Below are 18,397 nucleotides of genomic sequence, written 5' to 3'. Positions count from 1 at the left end.
ATCACCCCTGTATAATATTAAAATCCATTTTTGATTAAGAAATCTAAATCTATATTGCTCTTTTTATTATTTTTTTGATCTTCTTGCTTAGATAGAGATGTAAATCTTTTTACATATTTTCCGATAATATCACTTTCTAAATTTACTAAATCTCCAACCTTTTTACCTAAAAGTGTAGTGTTATCTTTTGTATGAGGTATTATCGATACCTTAAGCATTTTTTTATCTACATAAGCAACTGTAAGACTTACACCATCTATAGTTATTGAGCCTTTATGTACAACATAATCTAAGAAATCTTCATCGGCCTTTATGCTTATCCAAACTGCATTCTCTTCCTTTTTAAAATCGATTATAGATCCTGTCGTATCCACATGACCTGTGACTATATGTCCACCAAATCTAGAGGATAAGCTCATAGCTCTTTCTAAATTTACTTTTGAATTTCTAGTCAAAGTACTCAAATTTGTCGCTCTAACTGTTTCCATCATTACATCTGCTACAAATTCATTTTGAAAAATCTCACATACAGTCAAACAAACTCCATTAACTGCTATAGAATCACCTAGATTAACATCTTCCAAAACCTTATTAGCGGAAATTCTTATCTTACCGCTTTTGCCACTCGCCGTAATATTTTTGACTATTCCTACTTCCTCAATAATTCCTGTAAACATAATGCCTCCCTTCTGCAATCAAAATTTATTTAATCACATCTGCTTCTATTAGAACATCCTCATCTATCATAGTTATGTTTTGAATTTTTAAATTTGTTGCATCTCTTAATTTTTCTATACCTTCTCCAGATACAAAGCTAGGTGCATCTTTTCCACCTATTATTTTTGGTGCCATAAATATTTTTACCTTATCAACTAAATTATTTCTAAAAAGACTGTCATTTAAAGTAGCTCCACCTTCTACTAAAACTGAATCTATCTTTAATTTTCCTAATTTTTCTACTACAAAATTTAAATCTACTTTACCATCTAATTTTGGCGCTATGTATACATCTACATCTTTTTTATTTAGACAATTTATTTTCTCTAAATCGTTGTTGCATGTAAAAACGATTGTTTTTGCGTTTTTATCTTGAACTAGATTTGAATCCATAGGTATTTTCAAGCTTGTATCGACTACAATTCTTATTGGATTTCTTGTTTTTCGATTTTCTATTCTAGTAGTTAAGCTTGGATTGTCTTTTAAAACTGTATTTATTCCAACCATAATAGCCATATACTTATTTCTAAATTCATGTGTCATCTGTCTAGATTTTTCATTTGAAATCCACTGAGATTCCATATGTTTTGTGGCGATTTTGCCATCCATGCTTATTGCAGTTTTTGATACTATTAATGGTCTATTTTTATTTATATAGTGAAAAAATACTTCATTTATTTTCAATCCTTCTTCTTCTAGTACTCCAGTTGTAACTTCTATTCCATTTTCTTTTAATTTTTTAATTCCTTTTCCACCTACTAGGGGATTTGTATCTACGTTACATATAACAACTCTGCCTACCTTGTGTCTTACTAAATTATCTGCACATGGAGGTGTTTTCCCATAGTGTGAACACGGTTCTAATGTGACATAAACTGTAGCTCCTTGGATATCCTCTGTAGCGCTATTTATCGCATTTACTTCGGCATGGGCTTCTCCATATTTCATATGATACCCTTGTCCGATTATGTTTCCATCTTTTACAATTACACATCCAACTAGTGGATTAGGATTTACAAATCCGATTCCCAATTTTGCAAGCGCTAAAGCTTTTTTCATATAATAATTGTCTTCTTGACATTTTGAATCAAATTTCATAAAAATTCCTTCTTTCTTTTTTAAAAGGTCATTAAAAAAAGCCCTGATATATATCAGAGCTATTATAATCAACAACAAAAATAATAATAAAATTATTTAAAAATTTCAAATAATTTATTACTTTATCTTCTCTCATCCAGACTCTACTGTCGGCTTTGGAATCTCACCAAATCAGCTAAAAATAATTTAGCTCGCGGGCTATACCGCCGGTCGGGAATTTCACCCTGCCCCGAAGAATATATCAAATTTTATATCCATATTTTAACTTTATACTTGTAATGTATCACATTTTTATATAATTTGCAAATTTATTATTTTTTAATTATATTATTTTAAAATTTTGTATATAAAAATTTTTTTTGTAAATAATTCTAAATAGATGAGCTCATTATTTAAAACCAATAATTAAAAGGGAGATTAAAAATGCAAAAAATTTTTTTAGTAGACACGGAAAATGTAAATATACGCTCTCTTAAAGGGGCTAATTATTTAGACAAGAACGACTTAATAATACTTTTTACAACTGATAAAACTACAGTTCACAATTTTCACGACAATCTTATAAAAACTATAGAAACAAAAGCAACTATTAAAAATATCCATATAGAATCTGGAGGTAAGAACTGTCTTGATTTTCAATTAGTGAGCTGCTTAGGATTGCTTATAGGATCTAACAAAAGTAAAAATATCGATTATTACATAATTAGTAGAGATAAAGGATATCTTCATTCAATAAACTTTTTATGCGAACAGACTCAATGCTCTATAAATTTAATATCAAATCTTAAATCTCTATTTGATGAAAATTACGATGATGCACTCGCTATAATGCAAAATATGGACGACGAAATAACAGAAGCACTCAAAAACTTAGGATATACAAATAAAACAATTACTAAAGCCTTAATAGCAATAGATTCTTCTAAAACAGAAAAGGATCTAGAAGTTAACTTTTTTCTTCAATTTGGCTGGAATAACAAGATATATAATACTTGTAAACCTATCATTTTCAAGTACAATATTCTTAGTATCGCCTAAATTAGTGTAAAAAGTATAATTAATTTTCTTAAAACTACAAAAGGTATGAAATAAAATCATTTCATACCTTTTGTATACATTACTTACCTTTTCCATCTTTCACTTGAAATTGTTTTTTATCTAAAAAATTTAAATCCTTCTTAAAGAAAATTCCCGCAAATATTTTTACTGATAAAAATATTATAAATCCTATAATTGCAAAGATTTCTATTTTATGTACATTGATGTTTTCTTTAAATACAAAATATAAAAAAGAACTATAAGGATCTAATCGCGTATATACTTCGCAAATTAATACTGCCAATAAACAAAATGCTAAAATCACATCGACTTTTCCATTGAAAATTTTAAAAATGTACTTAACTAATCCTATACACATACAAACTACTACAAGCAAAGCAGTTACTATTGGTACAATTCTAAATTCATCACTTATGCCATTAACTGCTAAAAATAGCAAAGTTATAATTGAAAAAAATACACCTAATTTAAAGTTCATACTTCTAGATGCAACATAGGATAATTTTAAATTCAATATAAATAATGCTATGAAAAGTAAAATACCAAAGAACAATACTCTTTCCACCATCTCACCTCTTTAAAAATAAATTAAAATTATATATATATTAATAAATATACATTTATTTACAAAAAAATATAAATTTCTTACTTAACTCCTATTATATAAGAATTTTCTATCTTTTTAAAGTTATTTAGGAAAAATGAGTATTTTATAATAAAAAGCAAAAAAAAAGCCCTGATTAACGAGGGTACAGGGCCAAATTTGATAATGATAGATAAAAGAGTGTGAGGGAATCTATCATTATCCGGGTATTTAAGTAAATTATTAAGCTAGTCTTTCTATACTTAGATAATACCTTTTTAATATGAATTTAATGTAAATTTTTTATGAACTATATTTGAATTTTTATATTTTTATATTAAATTTTATTTATTATATAAAATTATTCCTTATTTCTACCTTTTTCATCAATTAATTATTTTTTCTTCCTCTAAATAAAAATGAAAAGAAGCTCTTCTTTGGCACTTTTTGTTCAATGGTAAAAAACGCATTTTCCAATTGATACAATAAAATTCTATCAAAAGTAAATATCACATCGATATTTTCATAATTATTGCTATTATATAAGTTCATTATATCAAACATATGTTCATATGATTCACCTTGTATTATAAGTATTGGTTTTGTTTTAAATTTGATATTTAAATTTTTATAATTTTCTATAACTGTATCATATCTTAACAATTTTTGGCTTAATTTTTCTTGCCAATCCGAAGTTTTTCTGACTACCTCAACAAAAAAATTGCGGTCATTGAATTTTAAAATTGATTGCGGTCTAACGATACAACCTCTAATACTATCGTTAACTATAACCTTAGACACCTCATATTCTAATTCATCATTCATAACCTGAGTTAATAATTGGTTTGATGCTAATATAGATTTAATCTTAGATGTTTTTATTTCACTTACATAACCCTGAGAATACGTTTTTACATCTAACGCCCTCAATAATCCTGTTCCATGATATCCCAAATAATACGCTTTATATGAACTAATACTATTTTCAGAAACAAATTCTATTTGTCTTACAAAGCTTTTTTCCTTAAGTCTTGTCAATTTTCTAGCTACTGTTTTAGATTCTATATCATATCCACTCTTTTTTAAATAAAAAGTAATCTGTAAAGATGTAGCAAACAATAAACGATTTATTGTAAATAAAATGGCCTTTTCTATATCCCCAATATGACCTTTTTCCAATAAAAAATCAGCTTCCACTTTCGTCGTATTTTTTTTAGGCTTGTTCAACTTATGCATATCCCCTACATAAGATGCAAATGGTGATAGCTTTTCATCACAAATAGGTACCATTGCCTTTTTTAAATCCACTTTTTTACAAATTTCGCCGATTGGTGAAATAAGTTCAACATTCTTATCATTTTTCATACTAATTACTCCCCTCATATATAAAATGAAACAATAATTATGTTTTCATAAAAATTATATTAATTTAATTATAATATTTTTTACGATATATATCATTTATTATTATATTATTTTTTTGTATCTTTTTAAATTTTTTTGTAGATACGATGAGGAGAAAATTCCCACAAAATATATTTTATTTATCCAGTATATAAAATTATTCCAATTTATATAAACACTTTATATAGTTTAAAATAGTAGCTCCTATAATTGTAAACCCTAAAATCATTTCAAAGAATATATATGAAACAAAGAATCTCCCAACTAAAATAAGAAAATCTTTATCCTAAAGATCCATAATGTTGATTTTCTTGAAATGCATGAAGCCACTATTTTAAACACTTTCTTTTATATATTTACTTTTTAAATATTTTTGATTTTGATGCAGATAACCATTCTTTAAAACTATAGCAAAGCATTATCATAGGGAATAACTCAAGACGTCCTGCTAACATGTCAAAACTAAGTATTAATTTCGAAAAATTAGATAGCGATGAAAAGTTACCTACAGGACCTATTATTTCACCTAATCCTGGTCCTACATTTCCCAAACAAGTTAAAGGAGCCGTGATTATTGTAACCATATCTAAATTTTCAAATGAAATTAATAACATAGATCCCAATAATATAATTGCATATACTACGAAATAAGAATACGAAAAATCAAGCACTTGCTTATCCACAGGCTTTCCTTCTATCTTTATTGTCGTTACACTTCTCGGGCTAATCATTTTCTTTATACTAGATTTTGCTGATTTTACTAGCATCATAACCCTAGATATTTTCATACCTCCACCAGTTGAACCTGCACATGCACCTATAACCATCAATAATAATATCAGAACTTTCGACAACGATGGCCATAGATTAAAATCAGTTGTACCAAATCCAGTTGTAGTTATAATAGATGCAACCTGGAAAAACGAATATCTAAATGATTCTGCTACATTTCCATAAATACCCAATGTATTAACTGTAATTATAGCTGTAAAACTGACTACTATTAACAAGTAACATTTAAGCTCTTCACTTTTTAATATTTGTTTGAAATCTTTTAACAGCAATAAATAATATAAATTAAAATTTACTCCAAACAACAGCATAAATATAGATATCACGATATGTATATAATAGCTATCGTAATAAGCTATACTAGTATTTTTTATAGAATATCCACCTGTACCTGCTGTAGAAAATGCATGCACAATACTATCATAAAGTGGCATTTTTCCAATCAATAAAAATATTATTTCTAACAAAGTAAGTACAGCATATATAGCATATAATATTCTCGCAGTCATTTTAACCTTAGATACTAATTTACCTACTACAGGGCCCGGAACCTCGGCCTTCATAAGGAACATATTTTGACCTTCTGATTGTGGTAAAAATGCAAGTACAAATACAAGCACTCCCATACCACCTATCCAGTGAGTAAAGCATCTCCAAAATAGCATACCCTTCGATAGACTTTCTATATCGTTTAAAATACTAGAACCTGTAGTCGTAAACCCAGAAACAGTTTCAAAAAACGCATCTATATAGTTTGGGATTTCCCCACTCATATAAAAAGGCAAGGATCCAATTAAAGATACAACAATCCAACTAAGAGCTACTATTATAAATCCTTCTTTTGCGTATATACGCTTATCTTCTGTTTTTAAATTTGAAAGAAATCCTCCCACTGCCAAAGCAACTGCTATAGTTATAAGAAAATACACAGCCTTATGCTCTTTATAAATTAAAGATACTAAAAGTGGCAATACCATTATAATTCCTTCAAATAACAATATATTTCCTAAAGTTCTTAAAATCATCCTCCTATTCATAACTACAACCTCCTAAGCTAAAATATCTTCCAGGCTAGTTAAGAAAGAATTTGTTGTAACTATTATTACACTATCTCCAGCTTGTATAAAATCGTCCCCGCTCGGTACAATCAACTTATTACCTCGCATTATACCTGCTACAAGTAGGTTTTCTTTCGTATTTAATTTTTTTAGAGGTATACCTAAAAAGCTTACATTTTTATTCGCTATAAATTCAATAGCTTCTACTTTTTTGTCTACAATTTTGTAAAGTGTTTCTATACCACTATCGACTTTGTTTGCCTTTGCTCTTACATATCTAACTATTTGATTTGCTGTAATATCTTTAGGTGAAATGACACTTTCTATACCTATAGATTCCAGCATATTAATTATTGAAAATCTATTTACCTTTGTTATTACCTTAGGCACATTACATTTAGATGCATACATAGATATAATTACATTTTCTTCGTCTATACCAGTCATAGATACACACGCATCTACATGCTCTATACCTTCTTCTAATAAAACATCTTGATCTGTACCATCGGCATTTATAATATCTGCCTTTGGTAAAAGCATACTCAGTCTTTCACATGTTTTTTCATCATTATCTATAATTTTCACCTTTATACCAATTTCAGCTAATTGCTTAGAAAGATAAAATGCTATTCTACCTCCGCCTATTATCATAACTGATTTGATTTTTCTCTCATAAATTCCAGCTGAAACCATAAAATTCTCTAAATCCTTATGGGATGCAGTAATATGTATTTTGTCACCCTCTTCTAGAGAAAATCTACCATCTGGTATATGTACTCTTTGTTGTCTTTGAAGCGCACATACTAGTACACTAGATTTAAACTTTCTATTCAAATCACTCAATGATATTCCTACTAATTTACTTCCTTGCTTAACTTTTATCTCTGCTAAATCTACAAGTCCCTTTGCAAATTGGTCTACCTTAAGGGCTGATGGGAATTTTAATATACGCGCTATTTCATCAGCAGCCGCCTTTTCTGGATTTATCATCATACTAATTCCCAATCTATCTCTCATAAATGATATCTGTGATGCATAATCAGGATTTCTAACCCTTGCAATTAAATTTTTAGCTCCTAATTCTCTCGCTATCAAGCAAGAGATTAAATTAATCTCATCAGATGATGTAACTGATATGAATAAATCGACCTTATTTACACCAGCCTCCATTTGGATATCGTAAATAGCTCCATTTCCACAAATCCCCATGACATCATATGTGTTTACTATATCCTCTATATTTTGTGAATTATTGTCTATGACTACAATGTCATGTCCTTCCATTGCCAGATGCTCAATCAAAGTTCTCCCTACTTTTCCGCATCCTATTACAACTATTTGCATTTCCTTCCTCCTGTTCAAATTTTTAAACCTTGAATAATATTTTATATTCTCCTAGTTAATATTTTATATTTTGATAAATAATCCTCTATAATATTCAAATAAAGACTTTATAATAGGGGAAATTTATTACAATCTATATTATAATACATATTTGCAAAATCTTTATATAATCTTTATATGTTTTAGCAATTTTCTAGGTATTTATTTATGCAATCTTTATATACTCAATAATTTTCTATTTTTGGCAGAGGTATTTTTCACTAATTGAAGTTTATTTTTTATAAAATTATTCATTTTTTAGATATTCAATATGATTTTTCCATATTTTTGTATACAATTATATTATTGATAAAAGTTTTTAATTAATATTATACAGGAGGAAAAAATGCCAAAATTAAGTAACAGAGTTAACACATTTACTGACTCAGTAATCAGAAGAATGACTAGAATAAGTGATAAATACGGAGCTATAAATTTATCTCAAGGTTTCCCAGATTTTCCACCGCCAAAAGCAATGACTGATGCTCTGGCTAAAATAGCAGCTGAAGGTCCTCATCAATATTCTGTAACTTTTGGGGCACCAAATTTAAGGGAAGCAATTGCAAAAAAACAAAGTAAAGCATTTAAAAGAGATATCGATTTTGAAAAAGAAGTATTAGTAACATGTGGTGGTACAGAAGCTATGATGTGCGCTATGATGACAGTTTGTAATCCTGGAGATAAGGTTATAGTCTTCTCTCCATTTTATGAAAACTACGGAGCTGATGCAATACTATCTGGAGCTGAGCCTATATACGTTCCACTAGTTCCACCTACTTTTGATTTTGATGTCGAAGTATTAGAAGACGCATTTAAACAAAATCCAAAGGCGATAATACTTTGCAATCCTTCAAATCCAACTGGAAAAGTATTTACAAAGGAAGAGCTTATGATAATAGCCGATTTAGCTGTAAAATACGATACCTTTGTAATAACAGATGAGGTCTATGAACATTTGATATATGAACCTTACCATCATACATATTTTGCATCACTACCTGGTATGTACGAAAGAACTATCTCTACAAGCTCTCTATCAAAGACGTATTCTATCACAGGATGGAGACTGGGATATTTAGTTGGTCCAGAGGAAATAGTTGAATGTGCTAAAAAGGTTCATGATTTCTTGACTGTAGGAGCACCTTCTCCTCTACAAGAAGCAGCAGTAGTTGGACTTAATTTCGATGAATCTTATTATGAAGAATTGAAAAAAACTTACACTGAAAAAAGAGACTATTTTCTAAAAGGACTTGATGAAATAGGACTTGATCACACTACTCCACAAGGGACTTATTTTGTGTTAGTTGACATATCTAAATTTTTAGAGCTAGATCAATTTAAAGGGATGAATGACTTAGAATTTTCAGAGTGGATGACTAAAAATATAGGTGTAGCCCCTGTTCCAGGTTCAAGCTTTTTCAGGGAGGAAGTAAATAATCTCATTAGACTTCATTTTGCTAGATCTAAAGAAACTCTAGACGAATGTTTAAGACGTTTATCTAAGCTAAAAAAATTATTAGATGAATAATTGGTTTTTATTTGTCTTTTGAATACATAAACTTTCTCAATTTATATAATTGACATATCATGGAAATAAGTGTTAGAATTATTATACCTTATATAAAATTAAAGGCTTTGACGAGGAGCAGTATGTTTTAGATAAAATACAGAGAGAAAATGGTTGGTGGAAATTTTCATGAGTCTAAAATTGAAGTAGCCTCTGAGCTATGGACTGAACAATTTTTTTAAGTAGGCTCCATCGGATTTTCGACCGTTAAAACGAAAACGATATTTTTATTAAGTATCGACTGAGTGCAAAGAATTTTTTCTTTGAATTTAGGTGGTAACACGGATTAGATAATTCGCCCTAAGCTATATATATTGGCTTGGGGTTTTTTATTATATTTTTTTTAATTAATACATTTTTTAAATAATAGGGAGGACAATATGGAAATTACAGGATCTCAATTAATCATCAATTCTTTAATCGAAGAAGGCGTTGATAAAATATTTGCTTATCCAGGTGGATATGACAAGGATATTTTTGACGCACTATATCATGAACCAGATATAGAATTAATTTTACCAAGACATGAACAAGGTCTTATTCACGCAGCAGAAGGATATGCCCGTTCAACTGGAAAAGTGGGTGTCTGCTTAGTTACAAGTGGACCAGGGGCAACTAATCTAGTTACAGGTATAGCTGATGCAAACTACGACGGTATACCTCTAGTATGCTTTACTGGACAAGTTTCGACTGCAGTAATAGGCAACGATGCCTTCCAAGAAGTCGATATAGTAGGTATAACTAGAACCATAGCTAAATTCTCTATGACTATTAGAAAAAGAGAAGATTTAGGTAGAATAATTAAAGAAGCATTTTATATTGCAAGAACAGGAAAACCTGGTCCTGTTGTAATAGATTTGCCAAGCGATATCGTAGGCGCTATGGGATCTGCTGAATACCCAAAAACAGTAGATATCAGAGGATACAAACCAAGCACTGGTGTTCACATAGGACAAATTAAAAAAGCTTTGAAGATGCTTAAAGCTGCTAAAAAACCTCTATTCTTAATAGGCGGAGGAGTTAATATTTCACATGCAAATGAAGAATTCGAAAAGCTTGTAGATATAACACAAATTCCTGTTATAACTACTATAATGGGAAAAGGCGCTATCCCTACTTCTCATCCTCTTTTCATAGGTAATGTAGGTATGCATGGTAGCTATGCATCTAATAAAGCAGTTAATGAATGTGACGTATTATTTTCAATAGGAACAAGATTTAACGATAGAGTTACTGGTAAAATATCTGAATTTGCACCAAATGCTAAAATAATACATATAGATATAGATTCTGCTTCTATATCTAGAAATATAGTGGTAAATATACCTATAGTTGCGGATGCTAAAGCTGCTATAAAAGAATTAATTCCTTTAGCTAAAAAACTTGATACAACAGAATGGGTTAACCAAATAAAAGCTTGGGATAAAGAACGCCCAGTAACTGCACCTAGCTCTGTAGAAGGTGGAATTTCACCTCAAGCTATATTTGATAATTTAAATAAAGCTTTTGATGAAGGTATATTTTTAACAGACGTAGGTCAACATCAAATGTGGACTACTCAATTTTTGGAAATGAATAAAAACAAACAATTGATAACTTCTGGTGGATTAGGTACTATGGGATTTGGTTTACCAGCAGCAATAGGTGCTCAACTTGGTAACCCAGACAAGAGAGTTGTTTGTATAGCTGGTGATGGTGGTGTACAAATGACTATACAAGAGCTTGCAACTGCAGTTCAACTAGAACTTCCTATAACGTTAGTTATTATCAATAATGGTTTCTTAGGAATGGTTAGACAAATGCAACAATTTTTCCATGATAAAAATTATTCTGGAACATGCTTGAGAAAAAGAAAAAGCTGTGAAGGAAAATGTAATTTTAATGGAAATAATATACCAGATTGCTGTCCTCCATATACTCCAGATTTTATGAAGCTTGCAGAAAGCTATGGAGCTTATGGAATAAGAGTTACAGACGAAGATAAACTATTTGATGCATTTGAAGAAGCTAAGAAAAACACAGATGCACCAACTATTATTGAAATATTAATCGACTTCAAAGACGTTGTTTTACCAATGGTTCAAGGTGGTAAACCTCTTAACGCAATGTTACTTGAAACTAACTATTAGAAAGGAATATAGATAAAATGATGAAGAAAAGATGGATTGCGCTTTATGTAGAAAATTATTCTGGGGTACTTGCTAAAATTTCAAGTTTATTCTCAGCTAAATTATATAATCTAGACACATTAACAGTAGGAAAAACAGAAGATCCCGAAACATCAAGAATGACTATTGGTGTTTACTGTGATGATGTGACTTTTGAACAAATAAAAAAACAATTAAATAGATTCGTAGAAGTTATAAAGGTTATCGATTTAACTACTATGGAAACTCATACTAAAGAACTTTTATTTATAAAAGTAAAAAATTGCTCTACACAAGATAAAAACGATATTTTCCAAATGGCTAAAGTATTTGACATGGATATTATCGATATAGGCAAAAAAAGCGTACTTTTACAATGTGTACACACTGAAAAGAGAGTTGATAGATTGATAGAAGTATTCGCAAAACAATACCCTAATAATATTGTCGTTGTTAGAAGTGGTAGTGTTGCAATAGAATCTATTAATGTGACAGATAGATAAATTTATCGATAATTTTTAAGTATAAAAATCCTCTATATTGACTTAGAGGATTTTTTTATCCATATATATAATATATTAAATATTTCTATTTAAGGTTAAGGAGGATAAGAAAATGATCGAAAACCTAATAAAAACCAACAGAAGCTACCGTATATTTGATGAAAGCTATAAAATCTCTATCGATATGCTCAAAGAAATATTGAATGTAGCAAGGTTTACTTCATCTGGTAGAAATATGCAAACTATAAGGTTTTTGCCTATAATAAAATCTTCTCAATTAAATATAATTTACGAAAATATCAAATGGGCAGGATATTTAAAGGATTGGGATGGTCCTGTAGAAGGCCAACGTCCTACTGCTTTTATATTATTTTTATCTGATGAAAAAATAAAAAAATCTCCTACTTTTGACATCGACTTAGGACTTGCTTGTCAAAGCATTTTACTAAAATCTACAGAAGAAGACCTCGGAGGTTGTATGATAGGTGCATTTAATAGGAAAAATATATCTGAAGATTTAAACCTACCTCAGAACTACAATATAGAATTGATACTAGCTTTAGGTAAGCCAAATCAAAAGGTTGTAATTGAAGACATAAAAGAGGACGACGATATAAAATACTGGAAGGATGAAGATAATACCCACCATGTACCTAAGATAGTCTTAGATGACTTAATTGTAGAAATTTAATCCATTAAATTAGGCTATCTCAAAGCTCATTTTGAGATAGCCCCTTTTTAAACAATCTAAAAATCTATATTATAATACTAACTTAGTACCACAATTTGGGCAGAAGTTAGCGCCTGTATTATTTGGTGTACCACAGTTTGGACAGAATTTAGCCACATTTGTGCCACCTTGTGGATTGACAGGTTGCTGATGTTGCACAGGCTGTTGAGGTTGTTGATTCATTTGCTGTCCTGCACCCATCATTTGATTTGCCATCTGTTGACCCATCATCATACCCATTTGCATGCTAGCCATATCAGCAGCCATACTTGTTCCACCGCCATTTGAAACATTTGCCATAGAATCTGCCATAGCCATTTGAGTATACTTATTCATATCGTTTATCATGCTTTGTGATGCTGCCTTTGTAGCCATTTCTTGTATTTCCTTTGGATAGCTAACGCTCGCTATTGCAAAGCTAGTAATACCTATTCCTATCTTTTGCATTTCCATATCTAAATCATTTTTAATGCCGTTAGAAATTTCTAAAGAATTCGCTTGAATATTAAATATATCCTTACCTTCCTTTACTATCCATCTCATAAGAGTTTGGTCTAGCATAGACATTATACGTTCTTTCACATCATCTATTGTGTATTGCTTTTTAACGCCTGCTACCTTGTCTATAAGTAGTTGATAGTCAGCTACCTTACAGCAAAATGTTCCAAATGATTTTATAGGCATTCCTCCTGGAAGATTTGGCGCCGGTATATTTATAGCGTTTTTTGTTCCCCATTTTACTGTCAATTCCTTAGTATTGACAAATAAAACCTCAGCTCTCATACCGCTGTTAAATCCAAATTTAAATCCTTTTAATGTCGATAAGAAAGGTACTATTTGAGATTCTATATCGAAGCTTCCTTCATCCTTAAATACACCTTCTACTTTTCCATTAAACATAAATATCGCATCTTGTCCTGGTCTAATAATTAATTTACTTCCTTTTTTAATTTCTTTATTATCCCATTTCCAAAAGATCATGTCGTCTCTAAACTGTTCCCATTCTACTACATTTGCCAGTTGTCCACTAAAAAGTCCCATATTATGCCTCCTATTTTCTATGAATTCATGAAATACCAAATCAAAGCCATTATAACAAGTATTGCTACAACTATAGCAGCTAATTTAAATGCACTCTTAGGATACTCACCTACTATTACACCTGATTGACCATTTATTAGAACATGGTATTCCTTGTCCTTATAATAATAAGCTGTCGAATAAACAGGTAGTAATACATGCTTATAAGTTTCATTTTGATAAGATGAATTCATAGATAAACCTCTTACTCTATCGTATCTTCTAAGCACATCGCTTTCACATAAGCTTCTCATTTCATTTTCCATTTTATTTATTGCTTCTCTATGAGCATCTGCTAAATCTACAGTATATATCTCAGAGCAATAACCAGACATGTAATCAGGAGAAAAAGAAGATATATTTTGAGTATTATAAACCATAGAATTTAATAAATTTGATTTTAATTTATCTGATGCTTTTATTAATACATCGTCAAAGAAATTATGTACATGTCCTGATGTAGGATGCCATCTAGTTTTTATTTCTGTATGAGTTTTTCCATCTGAATCCTCATAAGTGACTTCGTAATCCTCTCCACCCATGGCTTGATATGAAGCATCTACATCTGCATCAAATGTCCAAAATGGCATATATATACCTTGAATCTTATCAGTCTGATATAAGCTCTTCAGTGTATTTGGAGCAAGCCATCTACTTTTTATCCAATCATGATAGATTTCTCCGATTTTTACCTTGTCAATTCTAAATGGTACTACTCCATCTGGAACTAATGCATCCATTTGCTTTTTAGCCAATACATAATTTGAGCCACAATATGGACATACTGTAGCAGTACTTGTAGCATCTACCTCCACAAGAGCACCGCAGCCTTCACATTCCATACTAGTAGATGTTTTTTCTTCTGCTTTTATAGAATTTATCGCTTTTTTTGTAAGTTGGTGTTCTACAACCTTACTTTCATCATTTTTTATTTCAATCTCATTGCCACAATTTGGACATTTTAAATTTTGTGACGAAACATCAAATTTCATCACTGCCCCACAATTTGTGCAATAGTATGTTTTTACACTCTCCATAAATCTCCCCTTCTAGTATTAAATGCCTTTAATCTAACTCCAAAATACCTATTGTAAACCTAATTTAGCCTTTAATGCAGCTAATTCATCGTCTGTTTCTGAAGAAGATGCTCCACCAGTTTGTGTATCGTATTTTGCCATTAAATCATCTATATTACTGCTATCCTTAGAAGAATTTAATTCCGCCATAGCATTTGCTGTGTCTAATTTCTTATTTATTTTTGCTTCCATTTCATCGAATTTAGACATATTACCCATAGCTCCATCTATACTAGAACCTATTTTATTTAATTTTTCTTGAGTTTCAGCAACTGCCATTTTAGCCTTTAGCTGATCTCTTCTTGAATTTAGTTCTGCTATATCTTTAACTATCTTATCATGCATAGCTCTCATCTTAGTTGAATTTTCTTTTGCTATATCATAAGTCTGTTGAAGCGATGATAATTTTTTACTTAATTCTGATTTTTTTTCTAAAAACGCTCTAGCATCAGCTTCATTACCAGCTAATAATGCTTTTTCTGCATAAGCTTGCATTTTATTTATAGATTCTGTACATTCATCTAGCTCTCTTTTTGCTCTTGTTTCCTCAGCCATAACTGCTGCTGTTTCTGCTTTAACCTTGCCTAAATCACTTTCTAAATTTCTAAGATATTGATCTATCATTTTCATTGGATCTTCTACCTTATCTAATAATGCATTAATGTTTGAAGACATTATATCTTTGAATCTACTTAAAATTCCAGCCATCGTAATTCCTCCTTAAATAATATATAGACATATAATTTTAATTTAAGTATATCACAGTATTTTTATATTGTATTATATATTTGGACTTCTTAAATTACAAAATCTTAATTTTTTAAATTAATAAAGGTATTATTGCCTCTTTCGCGACAATAATACCTCAATACTTCTACAACTCAATTTCAATTTTAGAGCTTAATTTTACAGCGCCACCTATAGTTATCTTTTTAGTTTGTCCATTTTGTTTATTTATTTCTGCATCTATAGTTCCACCAGGTTGACTGATGCTGTACTTCAAATCTCCATCCTTTAAATCTTTTCCCAAATAGAAAATTGTAGCCAATGTACCACTTCCACAGCTGCTTTCAAAGAAGGTAGTGTCTGTATCCTTTACATATACTACTGGAGTAATATATTTCTTATCTACATCAAAGAACATAACACCAAAAGCCTCTACATCGTAATTTTCATATACAGCTCTTTTAAATTTTTCAAAATTTGCTTCTGTAGCATCGATATTTTCAGCTATTATATGGTTAATTCCTTCTATTATTACAATAGGAAAATCTCCTAAATCCTCTACATAAATATTTTCAATCCCTTTAGGAATAGGCATTTCTATTTCAGATGTTCCTTTTTGTAAATCCACCTTTGTATTTAAAGGTTTATTACTTCCTGTTATTTCAACAGATACAATTCCATTTTTTATATTATTTTCTTGTGCAAAAAACATTCCTATACTTCTAGAAGCATTTCCACAAAACTCTCCACCCATCATTTCAAGTCTTATGTCTCCACCCATAATAGGCTCTTTTATAAATCCAACTTGTTCAGCTTCATAATCTGTATTTTCTAAAATATTTTTCGCCACACTTTTATACAATTTTTTATCTATATTATCTAAAACAAAAACTGTTATATTTTTTGCTGGATCTGCTATTACTATATTGTATTTATTTTTTTCAGTCATCATATATACCCCTTTTGTATTTAAATTTATATATTAATTTGTAATTTTATCAAATGAAGTTATCTCCGGTATAGTATCGTTTATTATAGCTGCTATTCTACTATACGCATTAGATAACTCGTAATAATAAGGAGAATTCATATCTATACCCTTGTTAAATTCTGAAGAAATAGGAGTAACAACATAAGAAGCCCCATTGTATTCTTTTAATACATGACAAGGTATATATCCCATCTCTGATATTTCAACTTCTCCACTATCATTTTTTGTCAATACTACATTTAATATAAATGTATCCTTAGTAACTGTACTAGTTTGATGTGATACAAAATTCCCCATTGAATACATTACAGGAACTGATTTTCCTTCCTTGTTAATTAAAGTATCACTTGTCTGTAATGCATGAGGATGTGAGCCTATAATTAAATCGGCACCTGCATCAGCTATCTCTTGAGCGTGTAGAGCTTGTTTCTCTGTATAATCATTCCAAAATTCTCTTCCCCAGTGATTATAAACAATTACAAATTCTGCACCCTTATCTCTTGCATCCTTTATGTCCTTTTCGACCTTTTCCTTAGAATATCTATTGATCATCATTTCCCTTTTTTCTTCAGGTAATGTTGTATCCTTTTTATTAAATTTTTCACTATAAGATAACACAGCGACCTTTATTCCATTTATTTCAGTAATCACAAATCTCTGCTCTTCTTCAGATGTAAAGCATCCTGTATGAGAAAATTTGTATTTATCTAGTGCATTGTTAGTCTCTACTAAGCCTCGTTCCCCACTGTCAGTCATATGATTATTCCCATTTACTAAAGTGTCAAATCCAGCATATCTAAGTGCATCTAAATAAGTAATCGGACCATTACAATAAGGTCTATTACCTGCAAAATTTTGCTCCGTCATATACGGTGATGAATTCGAAAGTAGTGATTCTATATTTCCAACTACATAATCTGCCTTCGAGAAAATATCTTTGACTAATGAAAAGCTCTCATTAAAATTGTAAGTACCATCCTCTGTCAAAGCAGCCTCTTGTTGTCTAGTTTGATTCATCAAATCGCCTACTAACATTATTCTCGCTTTATTTGAATTTTCTTCACTAGATTTTGAATTTCTGTATATTCCATCTTTATCAAGAGTATATCTAGGCTCTTTGATTTCAGTCAAAGGCTCTAGCATCTTTCTATATACGATTATTGTTGTTTCTATTTCTTTGTTATCTTGATTTTGATAAACAATCGAAGTAACGCCTACCATTTTAGCTTTTATTTTTCCATTTTTGTCAACGGCAGCTATTTTCATATTTTTAGAATAGTATTTTCCTTCTATATTATTTTTGTCCCCTGAACTGCTCCAAATACTAGTTTCCTGACCTGCCCTCAATGTCACAATTTGCTTTTGTAAATTTATACTATTATTATAAATTGTATCTGCTTGCACCTCTACATTAGATATAAAAAATATTATATTTACAAATAATACAAAAAATATCAATTTTAAATATTTATTTTTCATC

Annotated in this window: 16 protein-coding genes, 1 riboswitch and 1 other annotated feature; of the genes, 5 read left to right on the top strand and 11 right to left on the bottom strand. The window is 30.1% G+C overall.

Annotated elements, in window-relative coordinates; genetic code table 11:
* Positions 1–17 precede the first annotated feature (17 nt).
* Both ACI3VO_RS15995 and ribD read right to left on the bottom strand, forming a co-directional pair.
* Positions 18–677, bottom strand: coding sequence for a riboflavin synthase (locus ACI3VO_RS15995; RefSeq protein ID WP_439758871.1), 660 nt, complete (start codon positions 675–677; stop codon positions 18–20).
* A 25-nt stretch (positions 678–702) separates the two neighbouring features.
* Positions 703–1,815, bottom strand: coding sequence for a bifunctional diaminohydroxyphosphoribosylaminopyrimidine deaminase/5-amino-6-(5-phosphoribosylamino)uracil reductase RibD (gene ribD, locus ACI3VO_RS15990; protein WP_439758870.1), 1,113 nt, complete (start codon positions 1,813–1,815; stop codon positions 703–705).
* Positions 1,816–1,935: 120 nt separating this feature from the next.
* Positions 1,936–2,056, bottom strand: a riboswitch (FMN riboswitch).
* Positions 2,057–2,238: 182 nt separating this feature from the next.
* On the opposite strand from ribD, the gene ACI3VO_RS15985 reads away from it, so the two are divergent.
* Positions 2,239–2,853, top strand: a complete 615-nt coding sequence (locus ACI3VO_RS15985) for a PIN domain-containing protein (RefSeq protein WP_439758869.1) — start codon at positions 2,239–2,241, stop codon at positions 2,851–2,853.
* A gap of 79 nt (positions 2,854–2,932) precedes the next feature.
* Here ACI3VO_RS15985 and ACI3VO_RS15980 read toward each other — a convergent pair whose 3' ends face one another.
* The 4 genes from ACI3VO_RS15980 to trkA all read right to left on the bottom strand — a co-directional run bounded on the left by ACI3VO_RS15980 (position 2,933) and on the right by trkA (position 8,076).
* Complete coding sequence (locus ACI3VO_RS15980) at positions 2,933–3,442, bottom strand: hypothetical protein (RefSeq protein ID WP_439758868.1); 510 nt, start codon at positions 3,440–3,442, stop codon at positions 2,933–2,935.
* Positions 3,443–3,847: 405 nt separating this feature from the next.
* The gene (locus ACI3VO_RS15975; protein ID WP_320626947.1) at positions 3,848–4,822 is read right to left on the bottom strand and encodes a replication-relaxation family protein; all 975 of its coding nucleotides are present in this window, start codon (positions 4,820–4,822) and stop codon (positions 3,848–3,850) included.
* Between the two features lie 395 nt (positions 4,823–5,217).
* On the bottom strand, positions 5,218–6,690 hold the full coding sequence (locus tag ACI3VO_RS15970) for a TrkH family potassium uptake protein (protein ID WP_439758867.1): 1,473 nt from the start codon (positions 6,688–6,690) through the stop codon (positions 5,218–5,220).
* Positions 6,691–6,702: 12 nt separating this feature from the next.
* The gene (trkA, locus tag ACI3VO_RS15965) at positions 6,703–8,076 is read right to left on the bottom strand and encodes a Trk system potassium transporter TrkA (protein WP_439758866.1); all 1,374 of its coding nucleotides are present in this window, start codon (positions 8,074–8,076) and stop codon (positions 6,703–6,705) included.
* Between the two features lie 367 nt (positions 8,077–8,443).
* Between trkA and ACI3VO_RS15960 the strand changes: the two genes are divergently transcribed.
* The 4 genes from ACI3VO_RS15960 to ACI3VO_RS15945 all read left to right on the top strand — a co-directional run bounded on the left by ACI3VO_RS15960 (position 8,444) and on the right by ACI3VO_RS15945 (position 13,005).
* Positions 8,444–9,625, top strand: coding sequence for a pyridoxal phosphate-dependent aminotransferase (locus ACI3VO_RS15960; protein ID WP_439758865.1), 1,182 nt, complete (start codon positions 8,444–8,446; stop codon positions 9,623–9,625).
* Positions 9,626–9,723: 98 nt separating this feature from the next.
* Positions 9,724–9,970, top strand: a binding site (T-box leader).
* 74 nt (positions 9,971–10,044) lie between these two features.
* Positions 10,045–11,793, top strand: coding sequence for a biosynthetic-type acetolactate synthase large subunit (ilvB, locus tag ACI3VO_RS15955; RefSeq protein WP_439758864.1), 1,749 nt, complete (start codon positions 10,045–10,047; stop codon positions 11,791–11,793).
* 17 nt (positions 11,794–11,810) lie between these two features.
* On the top strand, positions 11,811–12,314 hold the full coding sequence (gene ilvN, locus ACI3VO_RS15950; RefSeq protein ID WP_439758863.1) for an acetolactate synthase small subunit: 504 nt from the start codon (positions 11,811–11,813) through the stop codon (positions 12,312–12,314).
* A gap of 112 nt (positions 12,315–12,426) precedes the next feature.
* On the top strand, positions 12,427–13,005 hold the full coding sequence (locus ACI3VO_RS15945) for a nitroreductase family protein (RefSeq protein WP_439758862.1): 579 nt from the start codon (positions 12,427–12,429) through the stop codon (positions 13,003–13,005).
* Between the two features lie 69 nt (positions 13,006–13,074).
* Here the strand turns inward: ACI3VO_RS15945 and ACI3VO_RS15940 are convergent, their stop codons facing one another.
* The 5 genes from ACI3VO_RS15940 to ACI3VO_RS15920 form a co-directional block, all read right to left on the bottom strand.
* A complete protein-coding gene (locus tag ACI3VO_RS15940) occupies positions 13,075–14,085 on the bottom strand; it encodes an SPFH domain-containing protein (protein ID WP_439758861.1) in 1,011 nt (336 codons plus the stop codon).
* A 17-nt stretch (positions 14,086–14,102) separates the two neighbouring features.
* Positions 14,103–15,161, bottom strand: a complete 1,059-nt coding sequence (locus ACI3VO_RS15935; protein ID WP_439758860.1) for a hypothetical protein — start codon at positions 15,159–15,161, stop codon at positions 14,103–14,105.
* A gap of 48 nt (positions 15,162–15,209) precedes the next feature.
* Positions 15,210–15,908, bottom strand: coding sequence for a PspA/IM30 family protein (locus tag ACI3VO_RS15930; protein WP_320626955.1), 699 nt, complete (start codon positions 15,906–15,908; stop codon positions 15,210–15,212).
* 166 nt (positions 15,909–16,074) lie between these two features.
* Positions 16,075–16,878 (bottom strand): hypothetical protein, encoded by an 804-nt coding sequence (locus ACI3VO_RS15925; protein WP_439758859.1) that lies wholly within the window; start codon positions 16,876–16,878, stop codon positions 16,075–16,077.
* A gap of 30 nt (positions 16,879–16,908) precedes the next feature.
* Positions 16,909–18,397: CapA family protein (locus ACI3VO_RS15920; RefSeq protein WP_439758858.1), on the bottom strand; the 1,489-nt coding region annotated here is incomplete at its 5' end.

This window comes from Intestinibacter sp. (assembly GCF_051866655.1).
Taxonomy (GTDB): Bacteria; Bacillota; Clostridia; order Peptostreptococcales; family Peptostreptococcaceae; genus Intestinibacter.
This window is presented reverse-complemented; position numbering and strand designations above follow the sequence as displayed.